Origin of the sequence: Streptococcus sp. HMSC10E12 (assembly GCF_001807855.1) — a bacterium.
Lineage (GTDB): Bacteria > Bacillota > Bacilli > Lactobacillales > Streptococcaceae > Streptococcus > Streptococcus salivarius.
Genome location: NZ_KV791083.1, coordinates 287,697 through 308,124 on the forward strand (window position 1 = coordinate 287,697; position 20,428 = coordinate 308,124).

Here is a 20,428-nt window from a genome sequence, read left to right on the forward strand (position 1 = left end):
GCTATTTCACACTCTTAATACTATCGTTATTAATAGACAGGCCTGCCTTATTAGCAATCTCTTTAATACGGTCAGAGTTAGTCAACTCATTAACCGCCTGCTTAGCATTGTTAAGCTCTGTTTTTTCATCACTAATCTTGCTATTAAGGTCTGTGATTTGTTGCTTGATAGCCTGATTACGCCCTTGTAAAAATACAACAGCGATACTCATCACAATAGCTGTCAAAACAATTGCCGAATAGAAGGCCTTTTCCATACGCGTCATAAAACGAATATGGTTTCTAATGGCTCTATTAACAATCTGATGTTCCTTATTTTCCATAATTATTTCCTGATTTTTTTAGCCACACGCAATTTAGCAGAATGCGAGCGGTTGTTAGCTTCTAATTCTTCCTGACTAGGTAGGATTGGCTTACGATTAACTAAGGCTACCTTAGGTTGGAGGTCTTCAGGAATAAAAGGTAAACCTTTAGGCACATCTACCGTACTGGCTTCCTTGAAAAGCTGTTTAGTCAATCGATCCTCCAAAGAATGGAAGGTAATGACCGAAATACGACCATCTACAGCAAGTAAATCCAAGGCCTCTTGAATAGACTCATCCGCAGCACCAAGCTCATCATTCACTTCGATGCGAATAGCTTGAAAAATTTGCTTGGCTGGATGGCCTTTCTTCTTCAATTCCTTAGCAGGCTTAGCCGATTTAATGATTTCCGCCAGTTCCGTCGTGGTCTCAATTGGTTTAACCTGACGAGCCTGTTCAATCTTACGTGCAATCTGTTTAGAGAACTTGTCCTCACCATACTTGAAGAAAATACGCACCAAATCGTTGTAAGGGTAGGTATTGACCACATCATAAGCGGTCAAGCTCGCCTCCTCATTCATGCGCATATCCAGCTTAGCATCCTGTTTATAGGAGAAACCACGCTCACGCTCATCCAACTGTGGGCTAGAGACACCCAAGTCATAGAGAATGCCATCAATTTCAGACACCCCCAAGGCTTCAAGGTTGGACTTGAGATTACGGAAATTATCCTTGATGAAAGTCACCATACCCTTATCAATATAGTCCTTAAGACGCACTTGAGCATTATCAATAGCCTTTTGGTCCTGATCAAAGCAGTACAAATGGCCCTTTTCAGATAATTGCGACAAAAGATAAGACGAATGTCCTGCGCCACCCAAGGTCGCATCAACATAGATACCATCGGGCTTGATATCAAGCATATCAACAGTTTCGTGTAAAAGAACGGTTATATGGTGAAATTCATTAGTCATAACTTTTATTATAGCACAAGAATAGAGAAATTGTCTCGTTCTGTAAGTTGACAGAATAGTAAAAGAGCCAGACCCGAGGCCTAACTCTTTAGTTACTATATCATCTGATAAGATTAATCCACTCTGTAAAAATAGCTTTCCTCAGATGGCACTCCATTCGTCGCTAGAATACGGTCCTTACTGTTATCTCCCGCATCACTTGCATCACTAACTCCCTTAGGACAAAGCTGAATTGGAGTATTCCCAACTGGACTAGAATCAACATAAGTTAAGGTATATATACCAGACACATACTGATTCGGTGAGACTTTGTCGATAGGATAAGTATAGCCCCAGAAATCCAACTGTCCATCCGAAGTAATGGTGATGGTCTTTCCATTTGAAGACTTCCATGTTCCTACGGCTGACTTATAGTTACCATTTTTCAATTCATCAGCGTTAAGTGAGGTTGAGCTTGTTTTATCTTCCGACGATGTTTTAGAACTACTATTACTTGAAGCACTACTCAAGTCCTTCCAATCCCAACTAGAAAGGTCCGCTTTCTCAGCACCCGAATCACTGTCATCTTTTACAAGAGACTGGCCATCCCTACTAAAGTGGTAGCCAGAACCTCCACCAGCCATAGCACCAGCACTACCATAGTAGCTAAAGGTGTTATCCATGAGGTAGGCCAATGTCATACGCTCACCCAGCATGCCCAGTTGTGGACCTTCTGTCAGACGAATGACCTGACCACTATCCTTAGAGATAGTGTAAATATCCGTAATCATATGCTCTTTAAAAAGTTTCCCCGGCTTAAAAGCAAGAATCAACTCATCAACACCATTACCATCCAAATCACGATAAGTATAGACCGTTGAGGCAGGACTTGTTTGAGAATTAGCATAGGTCACAATAAGAGAATTAATTGAGGCATCCGTTTGGTTGTTGGCCACAGCCGTTTGGTACTTACTAATGATGCTATCATAGGCAGAGGTATCTACCTTTTTCTCTTGACTAGAGCTTGAACTTGTACTTATGCTAGAGCTTTCACTACTACTTGATTGTGACTGCTCTACTGATGAAGATGAAGTCGTCGAAGTCAACCCATTTTGCTGGTTTGAACAAGCTGCTAACAGGACTAAACTAGACAAAGCCGTCACTAACACTAAAACTTTACTTTTCATTTTTAGTCTAACTTTCCTTCTCTTTGACTCTTACTCTGCTGTCCCAGAGCTGACATCTGCACTGTAGGCAGGAGCTGTGTAACTTGGAGCCTCACTATGTGACTCGGTATAAGTTGTTGGTGGCACATAGTTATACTGAGGAGCTTGATAAGTCTCTTGTGCTGAAGAAGGCGTTGGAGCCGATGCTACCGCAGGAGTTGAGCTTGCTTCTGTCTGACTAGCTGCTTCTACCGTTGAGCTTGATGACGACGATTCGCTTGAAGACTCACTTGAAGTTGAAGAAGATGATGACGAACTTGAGCTCGATGACTTGGATGAAGCTTTGGGTTTGCTTGATGATGATTGCTTAGTCCCCACCTTAACTTGGACCTTAGCATGATTCTGCGCAGGTTGCAAAAAGACAATAGCCAATGCCAAAAGAATAGCCGGTAGGGTAAATGCCAAAATAAGGTAACGTTTTTCTTTTAAATGACAAAGTAGTTTCATAGTGTGTTCACATTTCTTAAATTATATTTTAGTATTGATTAGTCTCAGATAAGATTATATCAGAAATATTAAAATGTTCAACATTAACATAAAACTTTTTTGACATCAGAAAAACCAACTCAAAGAGTTGGTTGATTGTCATTATTGCTGTGGGTTATCGACGTTGTTCAATGGCACTTCTACTTCTGTTGGTTGACATAGTAGAAAAATAAGGATAAAAATACCGACAAATGGAATTAAAGGAATAATAATATACGGCCAATTATAGCCAGCATCACGTAAACGACGAACCGTTAGAGCAATACCAGGTAAAACCGCAGCAACACCATAGGCAAAAAAGATAAGTAGGAAAATCACTTCATTAGTAAGTAAGGATATTTCATCTACCGCCATTCTTTGAAACACTGCTAGGAGCAAATAAGAAGCAAAGAAAATCAATACATGTGCCGAATATGCAAGCCAGTAATCCGAGGGTGTTGAACGGCCCTTAAAATCAACATAGCCCTTCCAAAATTTTTTGTAGGCTTCAATCATAATAAAATCCCCCTTTTTTATGTTACTCCCAGTATAACAAGAGAAGAGAAGCTTGACAAATCAACTAAAAAACAGCCTAGCTAGGCTGTTAAGTCATTATTATTGCTGTGGATTATTGAAGTTGTTAAATGGATACTCAACTTTAGTTGGTTTACATAGTAAAACAATGAAGATAATAGGACCTACAAATGGAATAAATGTAACAAAAATATACGGCCAATTGTAGCCAGCATCACGTAAACGGCGAACTGTTACAGCAATACCAGGTAAGATGGCAGCAACACCAAAGGCAAAAAAGATAAATAGGATGATGAATGAAATAACAGCTAAAAAGCTTGATTCTGTAGCACCTGCAATGCCTCCAAAGATTGCCAGCAACACATAAAAAGCAATAACTGTTAACATATTTGCCAAATATGCAAACCAGTAATCTGAACGTGTTGAACGTCCCTCAAAATCTACGTAGCCCTTCCAAAACTTCTTATAAGCTTCGATCATAATAAAATCTCCTCATTTTTTGATACTTATACTATACCAAAAGACTGGTCTTCTGGCAAATCAACTAAAAAACAGCCTAAGGAGGCTGTTAAGTAACTATCATTGCTGAAGATTATTAAAATTGTTGAAAGGAAATTCTACTTTTGTTGGTTGACAAAACAAAACCAACAGAACGATATCGCCTATAACAAAGGCAAAACGTAAAAAAATCAAGGCCCAATGATAGCCCGCATCACGCAAGCGACGGACCTGAATAGCAATAGATGGGATAAAGCTAGCAGGAAAATAGGTCATTACAAGCAGATACAGTATGTTGAGAATAATATGGTAAGGACTATCGGGACTATCAAAAACAATTACAACTATAAGTATGCTAAATAAAATGATAGTTACGATAGTATTTGCTAGAACTGCCAACCAATAATCTGAGCGACTTGAACGTCCCGTGAAATCGACATAGCCCATCCAATACTTTTTATAAGCTCTAAACATCACAAAAGCTCCTCATTTTTGATACCCCCAGTATATCAGAAGACCCTTGGTCTAGCAAACAGACAAAAAAGCCCCATGAGGAGCTTTTTGTTTATTCTCTAACTTGACCTCGGCCGTTGATATAGAACTTAGTTGAGGTTAGGGCCTCAAGTCCCATTGGGCCACGGGCGTGCATTTTTTGGGTTGAGATTCCGATTTCAGCCCCCAATCCAAAGACGAAGCCGTCTGTGAAGCGGGTTGAGGCATTGACATAGACAGCTGCAGCGTCTACGTCGTCTTGGAATTGCTCAGCACGACTGATATCCTGAGTCACGATAGCCTCTGAATGCGATGTCGTGTAAGTATTAATCCAACCAATAGCCTCGTCAAGGCTGTCTACCACTTTAACTGACATGATATAATCAAGAAACTCTGTCGCAAAATCTTCAGGTGAAGCGGGTACAGCTTTTTCCATAAGTTTCAAAGCCCTTTCATCCGTACGGAACTCAACAGACTGAATTTTTGAAATAGCTTTTTCCAAGTTAGGCAAGAACTCTTCTGCAATATCAGCATGAACAACGAGAGATTCTGCAGCATTACAAACACTTGGTCGTTGGGTTTTGGCATTGATGACAATCTGTGTCGCCATATCTAAGTTAGCATATTTATCCACATAAATATGACAGTTACCAACACCCGTTTCAATGACTGGAACTTTGGCTTTTTCTTTAACCGTTTGAATGAGACGGGCTCCGCCACGAGGGATGAGCAAGTCTACATACTTAGTCGCCGCCATAAGTTCTTCTGCTACCTCATGAGAGGTATCTTCAACCAGCTGAACGGCATCTGCTGTGATACCCGCATTTTCCAAAGCCTTACGAGCTACCGTAACCAAGGCCTTGTTGGAATTGATGGCATCACGTCCTCCACGAAGAATGATAGCATTATTGGTTTTAAAGGCAAGGCTAAAGGCATCGATTGAGACATTGGGACGGCTCTCAAAAATCATAGCGATAACACCCATAGGAACACGCTTTTGAACGATTTTGAGACCATCTAGATTCGTATAGCCACGAACTACTTGACCGATTGGGTCCTGAAGATCTGCCACCTGACGGACACCCTCAGCAATCCCTGCGATACGGTCTTCCGTTAAGAGCAAGCGGTCTTGCATAATCTCTGAAATACCATTTTCCTTGGCATTGGCCATATCCTTAGCATTTTCAGTGATAATATAGGCACTCTCAGCTACTAGAGCTTTAGCTACCTGATTTAAAAGGTCGTTTTTAGCTGCTGTTGATAATTTAGCAATCTGACGACCTGCCACCTTGGCCTGTTGACCTAGTGTATCGATATATGTCATCTTAGTCCTCCTGTTTAAAGAGTGTACCAATCTTGGCTCCTTCTAGGACACGAAGGATGTCACGTGGATTTTCACCATTCATCAAAACCATTTGGCTTTGATTTTCAAAAACCATCTGAGCTGACTTAATCTTACTCATCATACCACCTGTACCAAATTTACTACCGGCACCACCAGCTGATGCTATAATTTCCTCTGTAATCTCTGGGACATAGCTACGAAGGGTGGCATCCTCATAGACATTTGGGTTCTTATCGAAGAGCCCATCAATATCTGACAACATAATGAGTAGGTCAGCACCAACAATCTTAGCTACGATAGCTGACAAGCGGTCGTTGTCCCCAAACTTAGTCGCATGGTCCATTTCATCTACGCTGACAGCATCATTTTCATTAACAACTGGAACAACTCCAAGCTTGAAGAGGCTCTCGAAGGCATTGATGGCATTGGCCAAACTCTCAGGATACTCGACCACATCACGGGTCAAAAGAAGCTGAGATACCTTAGTTTGGTAATGTGAAAAGACCTGAGAATAGAGGCTCATCATGGCTACCTGCCCTACACTTGAGACGGCTTGTTGCTTACCGACTTCAGCCGGTCGCTTGTCTAGGTCTAGGACATTGAGCCCGAAGCCCATGGCACCAGAGGATACGAGGACAACCTCAATCCCTTTATTATGCAGGCTAGAAATGACAAAAGCTAATTGATCGATTTTTTCAAGATTAATTTTTCCTGATGGTAAAACCAGAGAGCTAGTCCCGATTTTGATAACCAGGCGTTTTACTGAGTCAAAATTTCGTTTCATGTTTATGATTATACACTAAATTCAGGTTTTTTAACATATATAATGCATAAGTTTACATATTAAAGATTTTCAGTAAAAAAGAATCCCTCCAATCGGAGAGACTCTTTAAACAGTTTGTTCTAGGCAAAAAACATGGCTCTAATACGTTTCCAACGTCTGCGATCAACAAAGAGATAAACGATTAGGACAACTAAAGCTATAAGCCCAGATACTATGGCATTGACTACTAGGGCAATCCAGAACTTACTTGCAAAGAAGACAATACCTCCTAGCAAGGCAGCGATGAAAATTGTAAGAATAAAGATACCCATATAGAGCCACTGTCCTCCACCTCGATTGAAGAGCTGGGTAACTTCCTGCCAATTCACTTCCAACAATTTAAGGTCACGTTCAAAGTAATAGCCACCTACAAGATAGGTTGTTACGAGAAAACCAAGAGTGAAACTTGCTACCAAAATAGGATGGAGATGAGCCAAGAATATTAAACCAAGTCCTCCTAATAAGAGGGAAACACCGACTTGCAAGCTATAGAAAAGCCAGAACTTTTGACGAAGATAGTCACCCGTATTGATTGGTAGGCTACGAATAAAGTCAAAGTTTGTCCCCTCTAAGGATGTTGCTACACCAAGAAAACTTGTTGGTTGAGCTGAAAAGAAACCAAAGGCAATTCCGACCAAAAGCAGGAGTCCGAAATAGTCTGGACCTAGATCTTTCAAAAAGACCGCACCCCCACCTAACATGATCATATAGAAGACCGGCACCACATAGGTATTGATAATGAGGGTTGAATTCCCCAAAGTAGATAAATGATGGCGGACCAAGACCTGTCTTTGGCTTCGAGTAACAGCTTTGGCCTGAGGCTTTCTAGCCTTTTGGTTATAAATGGCTTCGTGGAAATAACGAGGCATTCTGACTTTATAAAACCAATAGCCCAAGATAAGCACTACGAAAAGAGGAAGATAGAAATTTAGTAGAGCCTCCGGAGATAGAGGGGCAGCTACGACATCATAGTAACCTCTTAGATAAGGAAGCAAGGGAAAATCGGCATGTCCAGCACCATCAACATAGCCTTTAATAAAACCAACCATCATAATAGGCAACATAATCAATAGGGTTGACAGGGTCATCAAAATGGTTGAATAGAGCTTTTTATGAGAACTGCGAACAATCAGCGTTCCAATACTATTAGACAGAATCACTGAAAAAACGAGATTGATAAAGAGAGAAACGATAAAGGTCAGAAGTCCAACGACTATCCCCAGTGGGCCAATAAATTGCCAGTAAGCTAGAATGAGAAGACTAAGGATAGGTACCATGAAGGTCATCCCAACCATAGAACCTGACAAGGTCTTGGCCAAAAAAACTTCCTCTGGCTTCAAGGGAAGAGGCAGATAAGCCTTGCTATCCTTACTGTCATAAAAGGTACTATAGAGAGCCGTAAAGGTCTGGAGAAGCCCCATTATTGAAAATGTCAAGAGATATAGGGTTAAGACTCCAGGATTAGCCTTATAATCGACACCTACAAAAAGATAGCTATAGACAACCGTAAAAACAACTAGAATCAAGAGTTGTTGTCTAAGCATGGCATTAACGATGGAGAAATTGGCTTTTTTCTTTTTCTCCTGACGTTTCTGTAGGTTAGTTACTGCTTGAGGATTAGCGTAGAGGAGATTAATTTTAAAAAGCTCCCAAACATGATTCCAGTTCATGACTATACCTCCTCAATCTTACGTCCAGCCATTTCCAGATAAATAGTTTCCAAATCCTTGTCAGGGTACTGAGCTTTCAGTTCAGCTAGAGACCCTTGGAAGATAAGTTTTCCTTTCTTCAAAATAGCAATCCGATCACAGAGCTGCTCAGCTACACTTAGAACGTGGGTTGAGAAAAGAACACTATTACCTTCCTTGGCATGATGACGCATGGCTTCCTTCAAGTCAAACGATGCCTGTGGATCCAAACCAGTCAGAGGCTCATCCAAAACCCAAATCTGTGGATTAACCAAAAGGGCACCGATAACAACAACTTTCTGACGCATACCGTGAGAAAAGGAAGAAATGAGGTTATAACGACTCTCCGTCAAGTCAAAGGTAGCCATGAGATTAGTCAAACGTTCCTCAACCTGACTAGCTTCCAAATCATAGATACGTGTCAAGAAGTACCAATAGTCATTGGCCGTCAAATTTAGGAATAGGTCCGGTGAATCTGGCACATAAGCGATTTTTTTCTTGATGGCATCACGATGTTGACTGAGGGCCATATCATCAACGTAAACTTCACCGTAGCTAGCTTCAATGATAGACGTCAAAATGGAAATGGTCGTGGTCTTACCAGCTCCATTGTGACCAATCAGCCCAAAAATCTCACCATCTCGAATATCGAGGTTAAGATCTGAGAGAGCATCTTTATCTTCATAACGTTTCGTTACGTGTTCAAAACGAATCATCTTTTATCCTTTCTTGAGAATCTATTTAACAATAGTCTCATTTTACACTTTATATTAAATTATAAATTAGAATTATTGCTATGTTTTTTATGAACAATACTCTAATAATGTCGACAATAGGTTTAGATAAGGCTATTTCGTTGTCTTCTCATTTATTGTATCATTTCAAAGGTACAATTTCAAGAAAACGTTTGTAAAAACGGGACAATTTTGCATTCGGTCTTTGATAATGCTAAACTTATAGTATTTAGAACAATAGGAGGAAAATCACTGGTGCCAACTGGAATTATCATCAACTCGCTATCTATTATCTTAGGAGGAATCGCTGGAGGACTCTTTGGGGATTATCTCAGAGACGATTTCAAGGACAATCTTAACCTTATCTTCGGCCTAGCCTCTATGGTTATGGGGATTAGTGCTATTATGAATATGGTTAATATGCCTGCAGTTATCTTTGCAGTAGTTATCGGTACCATTATTGGACTGGCCCTAAAGTTTGGAAACCTCATCAACAAGGGAGCTGGACTTATGGAAAAAGGCTTGTCTAAGATTACGCCAAGCAAACAAACAGGATTAGCTCACGATGAGTTTTATGCACAGCTCTTGACAGTTATCGTCCTTTTTTGTGCGAGTGGTACAGGAATTTACGGGAGTCTTGAGTCTGGGATGACAGGCGATGCTTCCATCTTGATTTCCAAATCTATCCTAGATTTCTTTACGGCCATGATTTTCTCTTGTAGTCTAGGCTACATCGTCTCCATGATTGCCATTCCACAATTTATCGTTTTCTTCCTCCTCTTTGTGAGTGCTGGTTTCATTCTTCCTCTAACAACAAAAGCTATGATTGGTGACTTTAAGGCTTGTGGGGGCTTTCTCATGATTGCGACTGGTTTTCGTATTATGAGACTTCGCCAATTTCCAACCGCAGATATGATTCCAGCCATGATTCTGGTTATGCCGATTTCCTGGGCCTGGGTCAATTGGGTGGTGCCTTTGATTAGTTGATATTAGGATTAAACTAAACAAATACCGTCAGTCTAATGCTGGCGGTTTTTGTCTCTATTTATTGCCGTTATGGACTTAGATTATTAAAAACTAGTAATGTTTATGGTGTTTAATTCTAATTTTTCTAACCTTGTTTAGACTAAGATGAGTTTGTTATAATAACCCTTGTAGGCTTAAGCAACCTACAAGATACTTTTTTTCATAACTATTTCCATCCTCTAATATTTTAGCGAACTTACAATACTGATGGAAATCTATCGAAAAGACTGGTGTGTGCACACCGGTCTTTTTTGGTGGGATTGAGACACCAAAAAACCACTCTTTCACTATGAAAGAATGGTTATGCTATAGCTTATACTTCCACGACTTCCAAGTTTTTTCCACCTAGGAGAATAAGGTATTTATCAATCTTATCTATTTGATAGGCTTGGCTGAGTGCTTTAGCATAGAGGCTCATTTGCCCTTTGTAGCGTTCCTTAAGCTCACCAGGTTGAGTGAAGCGGTCCGTCTTATAGTCAAAGAGGACAATACGGTCATCAAGTAAAAGGTAGCCATCAATGATACCACGGACGACAAAGTCTTCTTTACTAGTGGGATCTTCTGCCAACATAGCAAATGGTGCTTCGCGACGCAACTTATCACGGTTAGCTAGAATGAGCTTCCCAAGTTCGGTGTCAAAGAAGCCTAGTAGCTTTTCTAACTGTACGCGCGCCTTGACTTGATCATCTGCTGATACTCGACTCAAGGCCTGTGTCAAATCTTGGAGGGTCACCTTGTCAGAAAGAATCAAGCGTTGCATGAGTTCATGGGTGGCTGAACCAACTGCAGCTCCAGTGACCTTCGTTTTTTGCCCAAAATCTGGAAGCTCAAAGCTAGTGGTAGTCTCAAGAGGGTGCACTTCCTCTTTCTTGTCCATAATATCCACCCCTTCGGTATCCATGACAGGTTCATAGAAGGCTTTGAGCTGGCTCGGAGTACGCACAGATGGCAGGTCAATCGCTGGTGCATAAAGTTGATTGAGTTTTTCAACACTTTCTAAGACAGTTAGGGCACGCTTAATATCTTCCGTCTGACGATTGTTAGATAGATCATCAGCATCTACTGCTGCTTTAACTTCAACCTGACCAATAGCCTCTGGAGTCAACTCCTCAGCCTCAACAAAGCGAACAGTAAACTTGAGATCCTTTCTCATAAAGGCGGTATCCAAAGCCATAACCCAATCCTGATAAGTAGCGATTTGGTCACGTAGAGCTACTGGTAGGCGATTATTTTCAACATCCGTGCCAAATTGCTGGGTCAATTTCTCCTTACTGCCCTTACCAACTAGGTAGAGTTTTTTCTCTGCACGGGTCATTGCAACATAGAGCAGACGCATCTCTTCTGAGATACTTGCTCGGCGTTCTTCCCTACGATTTTCCTGGAAGGTTAAGGTCTCGAGAACAACATTTAACTTAGGCAAATTAGTGTTTATCTGGTCTTTGAGGTCAGCTAGATACTTAATGCCTAGTCCTTTTTCACGGTTAATGATGTACTTACCACTTAGTCCATCCTTGCTGTGACCAATGAACTTGCGATTCATCTGCAAGACAAAGACATACTTGAACTCTAGCCCCTTGGACTTGTGAATGGTCATGAGGCTAACGGCATTTTTGGGAACCAAGTCTGTCACTTCCTCTAGGTCGTTACCGCTAGAAATGATCTTATCAATCATGCCAATAAAACGAGAAAGTCCCTTAAAGCCAGTCTTTTCATAGGCATTGGCACGTAAGGCAAGGGCGTAGAGATTGGCCTGGCGTTGCTCAGCTCGTGGAAGACTGCCAACATAATCATAATAGAAACGATCGTCGTAAATCTTCCAGATGAGGTCATAGAGCGAGTGCCACTTACTGTAATCACGCCAATCTGACAGAGTCTCAATGAAGAGAGTCAACTTGGCATCAAGTCCTTGGGTGACAACTTCTGGATGAAGTCCTGATTTAGTATGAGATGCAAGAAGCTTGTCATAGAATTGTCCTTTGTCAGCCTGAACAGCAATCCGAGCCAGGTCGTCCTCGTTGAAGTTAAACATAGGTGAACGAAGGAGGGCAACCAAGGCGTAGTCATTGAGAGGATTATTGATGGCACGAAGGGTGTCCAACATAATCATAACTTCTAGTGACTCTAGGTAGCTTGACTTGTACTCATCAGGAACCAAGGGAATTCCGTGCTCCTCAAAGCTTGCCATCAAGTCCAGATAGGTGTTGCGAGTTGGTGCTAGGAGGGTAATATCCTCAAAACGTACACCCTGCTCGTGAAGTTTGATGATTTCTTTGATAACCAAGGAAATCTCGCCGCTACTAATAGGTTGATCAGCACCTTCTTCGTCAGGAGTCACACTCGCTTCATCACTATTGTAAATCAGAACCTCTGTCTCATTTTCAGGATGGGGTTCTTTTTGCTTCTGGCTACCCGCTACCAGCATGTGAGTCTTGTCATAGAGGATATCCCCGATTTCCTGGTCCATGAGGTGGCTGAAAACACCATTAGTCGCATCAAGAACTTCAGATTGACTACGAAAATTCTCTTTAAGGAGAATCAGCTTACCTGCATCTGGATTTTCAAGGAAAAGCTGGAACTTACCATTAAAAATCTGAGGGTCTGCCTGACGGAAACGATAGATGGATTGCTTGATATCTCCCACCATGAATCGGTTGTGGCCATTAGAGAGGAGCTCCAACATGCGTTCTTGGGTATGGCTATTGTCCTGATACTCATCTACCATCACTTCATGGTAACGGTCACGGTAGCTAGCTGCCACCTCTGGATTATCCTCCAAAATACGGATAGCAAAATGGGCAATATCTGAGAATTCAAAAGCATTTTCCTGAGTCTTGGCCTGTAAATACTGGTCCGAAAAATCAAGTACAAAGGCCTGAAGTAACTCCAACAAAGGTAGGATGTCATCATTATGCTTGGTCAAAACCTCGAGGACCGTTAGCTGGGTATCAACCTCTCGTAACTGGGCCACAAACTCATTTTTGGTCTTGTTGTAAGCTTCCTTGTAGGCCTTGAGTTCCTCGTCTTTAGGACGGGTCATATTGGTCAAACCAGTACCTCCTGACAAAGTCAAGAGTTGTTTGAGCAAGTCCTCCATATCCGTTTGGTCATTGGCCAAGGCTCCTTCAAGAAGGCTAATGGCATCCGACACATTATTAAGATACTTAGCCTTGGCAAATTCACGCTGAGCTAGGCCTAGATGGTCTCTTAAGAAGGCTAAGAAATCAGCCAACAAGCCATCTTTGAGACCCTCTAAAAGCTCAGCTTTAACCTTGTCTGGATTGGCCTCTGCCTGCCCTTTTAAAAGATTTTGACGTAGCCATTTTTCAGGACCTGCAGTAGCCTGAGAAAAGTTATAGACATCGTACACTAAATCACGAAAAGCCCTACTAGTCTTGCCATTTCCTGCGAAGTTGCGGACCAATTTTTGGAAAAGTTGGGCATCCTTTCCTTGCATATAATCGTTAAAGAGATCGGCATAAACCTCATTTTTCATGAGTGTCTGCTCGGCAGGGTCTGTCATAATGCGGAAAATAGGTGACACCCCCAAGAGATAGCCATACTGATTGACCAATTTCTGGGTGAAGGCATCCATAGTTCCAATATCAGCCGTTCCAATCTTGGCAATCTGATCTGAAAGAAAGGCACGCTCTTCATCCGTCTCAACTTGTCCAAGTTGCTCTGTCAGACGCTTTTCCAGACGCTCTTTTAACTCACCCGCGGCCTTTACCGTAAAGGTTGAGATAAAGAGTTGATCAATGCCAACGCCACGTCCAATCATATCAAGGATACGCTCAACCATAACAAAGGTTTTTCCTGATCCAGCCGAAGCTGACACAAGAATATTGCTACCATTACTGTAAATAGCCTCAATCTGCTCAGGTGTTAACTTGCGTTCCTTGTCAGAAGCTGCTTCTTGGGCAATACGTTCCTTAATCTCTGTTGGACTTAAAAAAGCTTTAGTCAACATGGTTGTCCTCCTGGTCTTTTTTGTCTGCTGTCACAGCTTGATTGGCGACAAGAAAGGGGATGGTTTTTTCAGCAACTTGCATCTGATTCTTGTCCTCATCTTTTGCCATCAGCTCCAAATAGGCTTCCTTCTTGCCCTTACTTGGTAAACGCAAGAGTTTTCGAGCCTGTCCCATGTGTCGGTCGGCTTCAAAATGAGTAATTGCCTTGATTTGATCCCCTTGAACAGACTTGCCATCCTCGGTATAAGGATTAACCGCAAAATTCCCGCTTCGAATAACTTCAACAGCACTTGTAAAGAGCTTAATATTGTAATCGAGCAAGGTTTCTAGGTCCTCCTTGTCATAGGTGACAGTCTTTTGTAAATCATAGTTTCCACCAGCTAGATGCTCTGTTTCTGAAGCCACAAAAAGTCCCTTATAGGTTAATTCCTTATGAGCCTGAGCTGCTAGCTTATCCAGACCAAACTGAGCTAGGTTAAGCTGTGGGTCCTGCATGTGAAGATACATGGCACCAAAAAGCTGATCAGCATCAACCTTATAGGTCTGGCGGAGGGCTTCCAGATAGGTTACCAACTGTGGGCTGAGGCCATTGTAGAATTTTTGAATGTCAAAGACATTTTTACCTGATTTGTAGTCAACGACACCCAGAGCCCCATCCGTTAAACGGTCCACACGGTCAATAATCCCTGTAATCTTGATGCTATTTGCTAAAAGCAAGTCAAACTTGGCTTCCTCACGCTCAACCTTAACCGCTGCATTGTCACGCAAAACACTGGCAGTTGAACGGGCGATATCTTCCAAGATCTGACGAGACAAGTGACTCTCTTGGTCCTCGGTATAGAGAATTTCAAAGGGTTGTTCCTGATTGGTCTGAGCAATAGCCTTTTCCAATTTATCATCGAAGTTTTCTGACGAAGAATCACCCATCACACGCTCAAAGACACGGTGTAAATAAGTCCCGTGGTGTCGGGCATCTGGATGGATGGACTCCAACTCTTCAAGTCCCAAAACATAACGCAAGAAATAAAGATATTGGTTGTTATAGAAGGTCGTCAGAGCCGAAGCTGATAATTTTAGTGGTTCTTCCCCCGGAAAGACCAGCTGCATGACCTGATTATCCACCTTGGTCGTCGTCACATCGTCAATCACATTTGGAATCAAGACTTGGTCCTTATCAAGTCGCTTACGGAGATAACGCACAGCAACTGACCAGAACGTCTGCGTTTCCTTGTCCAAATCAGCATCTAGATGGCTACTGTTAAGGGCAATGACAGTCGATAGGAGGTCCTTGTAGTTCCCAATCTGGTCACCCTTAGCCTCGAAACGATTGCGTCCCTTTTCAACCAAAGGAAGACCAAGATCAAGAAGTTCCTTCAAATAAACCGATATGTCATCCTGCGTCTCATTGAGAATTTGTGGCTGACTAAGCACCAATTGTTCACTAGCCGCATTGAAAAGCGACATAGCCACAAAATGCCCCCGCTGACTATTGCTCTGCGTGACAATATCCAAACTTCTATGCTCATCCGTCGCCTCATTGATACGACTGCGTTCCTCGTCAGACAGGAGACTCTTATTTTGCCCTACCTTTGGAAAATGTGACTGGGTCATTCCCAAGGCAAAAACATAAGGAGCTGAATGTGGTTGAATCAAATCGTATTTCTTCACATTGACCACATCAACAGTGGCTGGAACCGTACGGTAATCACAGGCCAACATTCCCGAACGCAAAATGGACAAAAAGTCGTCCACTGACAGCGTTTCTTCTCCAAAAATAGTCTCAACCTGCTCCAAGAGTTGGGTGAAAGACTTCCAGACCTGTTCATTCTGCTCTTTTTCAGCTTCACTGGCCTTGACAGTCAAAGCAGCCATCTGATTTGGCACTTGTACAGCCCCTAAAAAGACCGCAAGTTTCTTAAGCAGACTAGAACCCTTTTGTTTGCGACTGTTAAGCAACTTGTCCAAAGGCTCTACCAGTTGTGAGCGCAAGGCATTAAGCTGGTCTAAATCATACTTATCACGACTATTGGCCGTAAAATCAGACAAGAACTTGTGACGCCCCTTGATGTCTGCAAAATTGACATAATACTCAAAAAGGTCTAAGTCCTCTTGAGTAAAACCGCCATAGAGACCTGATTTTACGAGATTAAGCAAATCCTCAGCACGATAATTATAGCGCTTGATACGCTCTAGCGAATCCACAAACTGCACCAAAGGATGGCTAGACATGGTTTCTTCCTTACCGAAATAATAGGGAATATCAAATTTTCGGAAAATCTGACCCACCTGAAGCTTATAACTCTCCTCATCACCAAGCAGGACCAAGATATCCTTGTAGCGCTTACCATCCGCCAGCAACTGACGAATACTCTTGGCAACCTGAGCCACCTCTTCCTTTTGGTTGACCACTTCCCAGACCTGCAAGGCTTGCTTGTCTTGATCAGTAACCTTCTCATCTACCGTACTAAAATCATGACGGCTCTCCAAAAGACGACTAATACGTGCAAAAGAAGGATTGCCCTCTTTGTCTGTCGTCACGTAGTCAGGTGTCACCTTATAGGTCTGAGCCAAAGTCCTCAAAAAATCCACTGAGGCCTGATAAACATTGCCATAAACAAAGTTAGCCTTATAAGCTTTTTGACTGGCATAGGTCCCAATGACAATCTGGTGGCACTTATCATTCAAAAGACCAACCAGCGCCTCCTCCTCGGCAGAGAAACGCGTAAAGCCATCAATGACCAAAACCGTGTTACTCAAGGCCTTATCTAGGTGGCCTGAGGTAATCTCCTTGAAGAAGGTACTGAGTTTTGATTGATTGTCGAAATCTCCCGCCAACAAGAGATCCTGAGCCGCACTGAAAATCCTTACCAAATCCTCTTGTTTCTCCGCCTGATCCAAATGCTGCAAATCCAGAACTGTCATATTAGCCTGCTGCAACTCTTTGTAAAGGTCCACCAATTGATTAATAAAGTTACTATCCTTGCGTAAACGACCATAAACCTTGAGCTCATCATCGCCCATATGTGATAAGACCTTATAAAAAATCATGGCCAGACCAGTATCATCCAGCTGAGTTTTCGGGTTACTCGTATTGAGAATAAAGTACCTAGCCATCTGAGTAAAACGAGTCACCGTAATCTCAAAGGACGCTGACTGAGGCAGGTATTCCAAGACCTTACGCTCCTTCTCAAATGATAGGGCATTAGGGGCAATATAAAAGACCCTCTTTCCCTTTTGAGCATAGCTAGTCGCCTGCTCCGTCAGAATTTCAGTTAAATCCTGAGACATATCCGTATAAAGTAATTTCATAAGACGTCCCTTTCTTGTCTCTACACCAGTCGTTAGGCTAAGCAATCACCATTCACCTAGCTCTAAGAACCACTAATCCTTGCTATTATAACACAGAATGAAGCAACAATCAGACTCCCTCCCTCACCCCTTCCTCCTCCGATGTCCTAAGCTTCGGACATAAGCATAAGCTCAACAGCAAAGAGCCCTACTTTATGGATCTGTAACGAAAAAAAGAGCCAAATCCTTTGATTTAGCTCCATATATTTATTTAAAAATCAATTCCTGTTTGAAGAGGTAATCACCACTGCTTGTAATCAGATTGGCATCACTATACTTCCTAAGAATATCCTTGGCTGAGTGAAGGTTAAGACCAGAGGTCTTCTTCTGATTTTCTTCCTGCATAATGGCATCAAGGTCAACTTTTTCTTCTTGCGTCCTATTTTCCATGACGAAATGGTAACTCCCATCCTTATCATGACGATAAAAACTAAAATTGATTTGACTGGCAGGCACCTGCTTACTCTCATCAATCGCATTACTAAAGAAAATGGACACCAGCAAGGTCAAGTCAACCACGTTCATGGTAAAGCCTGAAATCTCCTCAGGAATATCACAAGTCACTGGAATATTACTACGTTTAGCCTCCATCATACGAGCCGAAAGAAGACTACGTAAGGGCAAGGATTGAATATTTTCTAGCTTAGGATTATCAATGACACGGAAACGTTCAAACTCCTTGGCACTCTCTCTAAGAACATTCTGGTACACCTGTTCAGCAAGAGCCTCTTCCTGGTCACGTACTTCCTCTGAAAATTGTTCCACAACCGTCTGATAAGACTGTCTGTATTGTAACAATTCATTGTAGAGAAGATCAATCTTTTGGTTGGCCTTGGTCAAACTATTCAAATGCCGTTTTTCCTCCATGGCCAAACTCTCTTCCAAATACTGCCTAGACAGTTGATTAAGATGAGCAATTAGGAAAATGAAGGCCACTGCAGACAAGAGAACCCCTAACATACGAAGTCTCAATTCCAAATCTAAAGAATAACCAGGTAACCAGTCATCTAAATTCATACTGAGAAAGATTCCCAATAAATAAGTAGCCATGGCTAAGGCAGCTCTTCTAGAAATCTGGAGGTTATGGAAAGAGTCATCACTATAGACCTTCCAACGCTTCAAATCCAAGCCCAAGAAACGGTCAAAAACAAAATAAAGTGGCAAAATCAAACCGTAAGATAAGAGATAGAAAAGTGCATTAGACCCCACCTCAGCTACAGGGAGATTTAAGAGAAGGGGAATAAAGAAGAGTCCCAATAAACGATAAAGCAAATCTGATGTCACCACTGGAAACAAGGTATGAAAGGCATACTGCGTTACCGTCCAAGTCTTTCCTTTAGCCAGAATAGCCAAAACCATCAGAATAAAGACATCAGCAATCATGTTCATACTCTTAATATTATACTGAAGGACCACATCTAGCAGGGCTAAGGTCAGAAACACCGTCCAGGAGATACGAATGTCTGTCATTCGTTTGAAAATAGCACAGTTTATCGTCATCGTTATAATAATCTGAATGGCTAGAAAGGCATCTGTATTATAGAGATTTAAAAAATTTATTCCCAAAAACGATTCAAACATCGAATCTCCTTTCTATATATTTTTTACAAGTTGTTTAGTATTCAAATTGCTGTCTATAGATGAACTTATCATTCTTAAAGCTAAGTTTAGACTGAGGGTAACGCTCCATAATATCTTCGAACTGTTCATTGATTGACAGATGATTCTCGTACGCCTTGTGAGGTGCCTTAGCACTGTCATGCGAAAGGGTTGTCTCTACAGAGAGGACCTGAACCTCACCACTTTGGTAATAAGACAGACGAACTAAGCTATTTTCTTGACCATGAGCTCTCAACAAGGCATTGTCCAAGAAGGTCGTTAGGACAGCTGATAAATCCACTATATCAATATGGGATGGGGATATAGGGTCTGGAACCTCCATGATAAAATCAATTCCAACAGCATGAAACTCCATATACTTACTCTCAATGACGGAACGTAACAATTGAGAAAGCAGGTTGGGAATATCTGGCATAACCTTGCTGAAGGGAACTTCTTCCTCAGATAGGTTTTGACTGTCTCCCTCTTGACTAGTAGCCAGAACAGTCTTAGCCTTCTTAGGTACAACTACCTTAGGCACTCCATCACGGTATAACTCCTGATAAAGATGGAGGATATGCCTACTAGATTCCTGTAAGCTCTGGAAATGACGTTCCTGCTCCTCTTTCAACTCCAGAAAAAGTTCATCCTTTATCCACTGATTGGCATAGGAAACAACGATAAAGAAGGCTCCTGTTGCCAATAGAACGGCCAACTTAGCATAATTGTTAACCACTTCTACAGGCCAGATGCTAGCAAAGTAAGGCATGAAATCATTTAGAAGCCCGTATGAAAGAAAGGCAAAACTAACCCCAATAACAATAGGGGTGAAGTGTATGCGTAAGCGCTCCTTTTCCTCGACCTGCAAATATTCATAACCAATAAAACGGTGAACCAAGAGGTATAGAGGATAGGTAACTACCACACATATAAACTCCGTTAAAGATTCTGGAATGCGGCTCATCAAGTCGTCTCCCAAAAGTAAAGGAAAGACGATTAATGACAAGCCTCGTATAATAATATTGGTTGTCCCCCAGGCATAAAAACTATTAAATACCGGCTCTATCCATGGCAAATCTGGACGTTTGTAATAACTAAAACAAAATAAAATGAGAGGATTAAGTAAAAATTTGAATCCCATAGGAAGAAGAGGAGTCAAAACAACTGATAAAAGGCCACCTAATAAAAGTAGCCACCAAGAAATCTTGACCCTACCAGCTGCATGAAACATCAGATAATTGACAAAGAAAATCAAGAGCGTGTCTATAGATACTAGCCAATGAAAATCTTTAAAAACAGCAAGTAGCGATTCAATAATAGAAGTCATTCTTTTCCCCCTCTCCCTCTAATCTGATTTAAGAAACTTCCTCAAAAATCCCCTAGGAAGCCCTTTTTACAACACTACTCATTATATAGCTTTTTGTAAGT

Annotated in this window: 16 protein-coding genes; 1 reads left to right on the forward strand and 15 read right to left on the reverse strand. The window is 41.7% G+C overall.

What is annotated here, in order from left to right; all coding sequences use genetic code 11:
* Position 1: 1 nt before the first annotated feature.
* The 11 genes from ftsL to HMPREF3112_RS02785 form a co-directional block, all read right to left on the reverse strand.
* Positions 2-322 (reverse strand): cell division protein FtsL, encoded by a 321-nt coding sequence (ftsL, locus tag HMPREF3112_RS02735; RefSeq protein WP_002891750.1) that lies wholly within the window; start codon positions 320-322, stop codon positions 2-4.
* 2 nt (positions 323-324) lie between these two features.
* Positions 325-1,275: a 16S rRNA (cytosine(1402)-N(4))-methyltransferase RsmH gene (gene rsmH, locus HMPREF3112_RS02740; RefSeq protein WP_048674875.1), complete on the reverse strand. Its 951-nt coding sequence runs from the start codon at positions 1,273-1,275 to the stop codon at positions 325-327.
* Positions 1,276-1,388: 113 nt separating this feature from the next.
* Positions 1,389-2,441, reverse strand: a complete 1,053-nt coding sequence (locus HMPREF3112_RS02745; protein ID WP_048674877.1) for a DUF6287 domain-containing protein — start codon at positions 2,439-2,441, stop codon at positions 1,389-1,391.
* Between the two features lie 30 nt (positions 2,442-2,471).
* On the reverse strand, positions 2,472-2,927 hold the full coding sequence (locus HMPREF3112_RS02750) for a Wzz/FepE/Etk N-terminal domain-containing protein (RefSeq protein ID WP_070437897.1): 456 nt from the start codon (positions 2,925-2,927) through the stop codon (positions 2,472-2,474).
* Positions 2,928-3,068: 141 nt separating this feature from the next.
* The gene (locus tag HMPREF3112_RS02755) at positions 3,069-3,461 is read right to left on the reverse strand and encodes a DUF805 domain-containing protein (RefSeq protein ID WP_048674880.1); all 393 of its coding nucleotides are present in this window, start codon (positions 3,459-3,461) and stop codon (positions 3,069-3,071) included.
* 99 nt (positions 3,462-3,560) lie between these two features.
* Complete coding sequence (locus HMPREF3112_RS02760; RefSeq protein ID WP_022495876.1) at positions 3,561-3,959, reverse strand: DUF805 domain-containing protein; 399 nt, start codon at positions 3,957-3,959, stop codon at positions 3,561-3,563.
* 99 nt (positions 3,960-4,058) lie between these two features.
* The gene (locus HMPREF3112_RS02765; protein WP_022495875.1) at positions 4,059-4,451 is read right to left on the reverse strand and encodes a DUF805 domain-containing protein; all 393 of its coding nucleotides are present in this window, start codon (positions 4,449-4,451) and stop codon (positions 4,059-4,061) included.
* 91 nt (positions 4,452-4,542) lie between these two features.
* Positions 4,543-5,793 carry a glutamate-5-semialdehyde dehydrogenase gene (locus tag HMPREF3112_RS02770; protein WP_022495874.1) on the reverse strand — a complete coding sequence of 417 codons (1,251 nt, stop codon included), beginning with the start codon at positions 5,791-5,793 and terminating at the stop codon, positions 4,543-4,545.
* 1 nt (position 5,794) lies between these two features.
* Complete coding sequence (gene proB, locus HMPREF3112_RS02775; protein WP_022495873.1) at positions 5,795-6,598, reverse strand: glutamate 5-kinase; 804 nt, start codon at positions 6,596-6,598, stop codon at positions 5,795-5,797.
* A gap of 119 nt (positions 6,599-6,717) precedes the next feature.
* The gene (locus tag HMPREF3112_RS02780) at positions 6,718-8,307 is read right to left on the reverse strand and encodes a hypothetical protein (RefSeq protein ID WP_048674884.1); all 1,590 of its coding nucleotides are present in this window, start codon (positions 8,305-8,307) and stop codon (positions 6,718-6,720) included.
* Between the two features lie 2 nt (positions 8,308-8,309).
* The gene (locus HMPREF3112_RS02785) at positions 8,310-9,041 is read right to left on the reverse strand and encodes an ABC transporter ATP-binding protein (RefSeq protein WP_048674887.1); all 732 of its coding nucleotides are present in this window, start codon (positions 9,039-9,041) and stop codon (positions 8,310-8,312) included.
* A 273-nt stretch (positions 9,042-9,314) separates the two neighbouring features.
* On the opposite strand from HMPREF3112_RS02785, the gene HMPREF3112_RS02790 reads away from it, so the two are divergent.
* Positions 9,315-10,046: a DUF554 domain-containing protein gene (locus HMPREF3112_RS02790; RefSeq protein WP_048674888.1), complete on the forward strand. Its 732-nt coding sequence runs from the start codon at positions 9,315-9,317 to the stop codon at positions 10,044-10,046.
* A gap of 352 nt (positions 10,047-10,398) precedes the next feature.
* Here the strand turns inward: HMPREF3112_RS02790 and addA are convergent, their stop codons facing one another.
* From addA to HMPREF3112_RS02810, 4 genes are all read right to left on the reverse strand, one after another.
* Entirely contained in the window at positions 10,399-14,052 is a 3,654-nt protein-coding gene (gene addA / locus HMPREF3112_RS02795) for a helicase-exonuclease AddAB subunit AddA (protein WP_070437899.1), read from the reverse strand.
* Positions 14,042-17,362 carry an ATP-dependent nuclease subunit B gene (rexB, locus tag HMPREF3112_RS02800; RefSeq protein WP_070437902.1) on the reverse strand — a complete coding sequence of 1,107 codons (3,321 nt, stop codon included), beginning with the start codon at positions 17,360-17,362 and terminating at the stop codon, positions 14,042-14,044. The genes addA and rexB overlap by 11 nt, the downstream gene beginning before the upstream one ends.
* A gap of 246 nt (positions 17,363-17,608) precedes the next feature.
* Entirely contained in the window at positions 17,609-18,982 is a 1,374-nt protein-coding gene (locus HMPREF3112_RS02805) for a GHKL domain-containing protein (RefSeq protein ID WP_070437905.1), read from the reverse strand.
* 34 nt (positions 18,983-19,016) lie between these two features.
* Positions 19,017-20,327, reverse strand: a complete 1,311-nt coding sequence (locus HMPREF3112_RS02810; RefSeq protein WP_070437908.1) for an ATP-binding protein — start codon at positions 20,325-20,327, stop codon at positions 19,017-19,019.
* Positions 20,328-20,428: the final 101 nt, after the last annotated feature.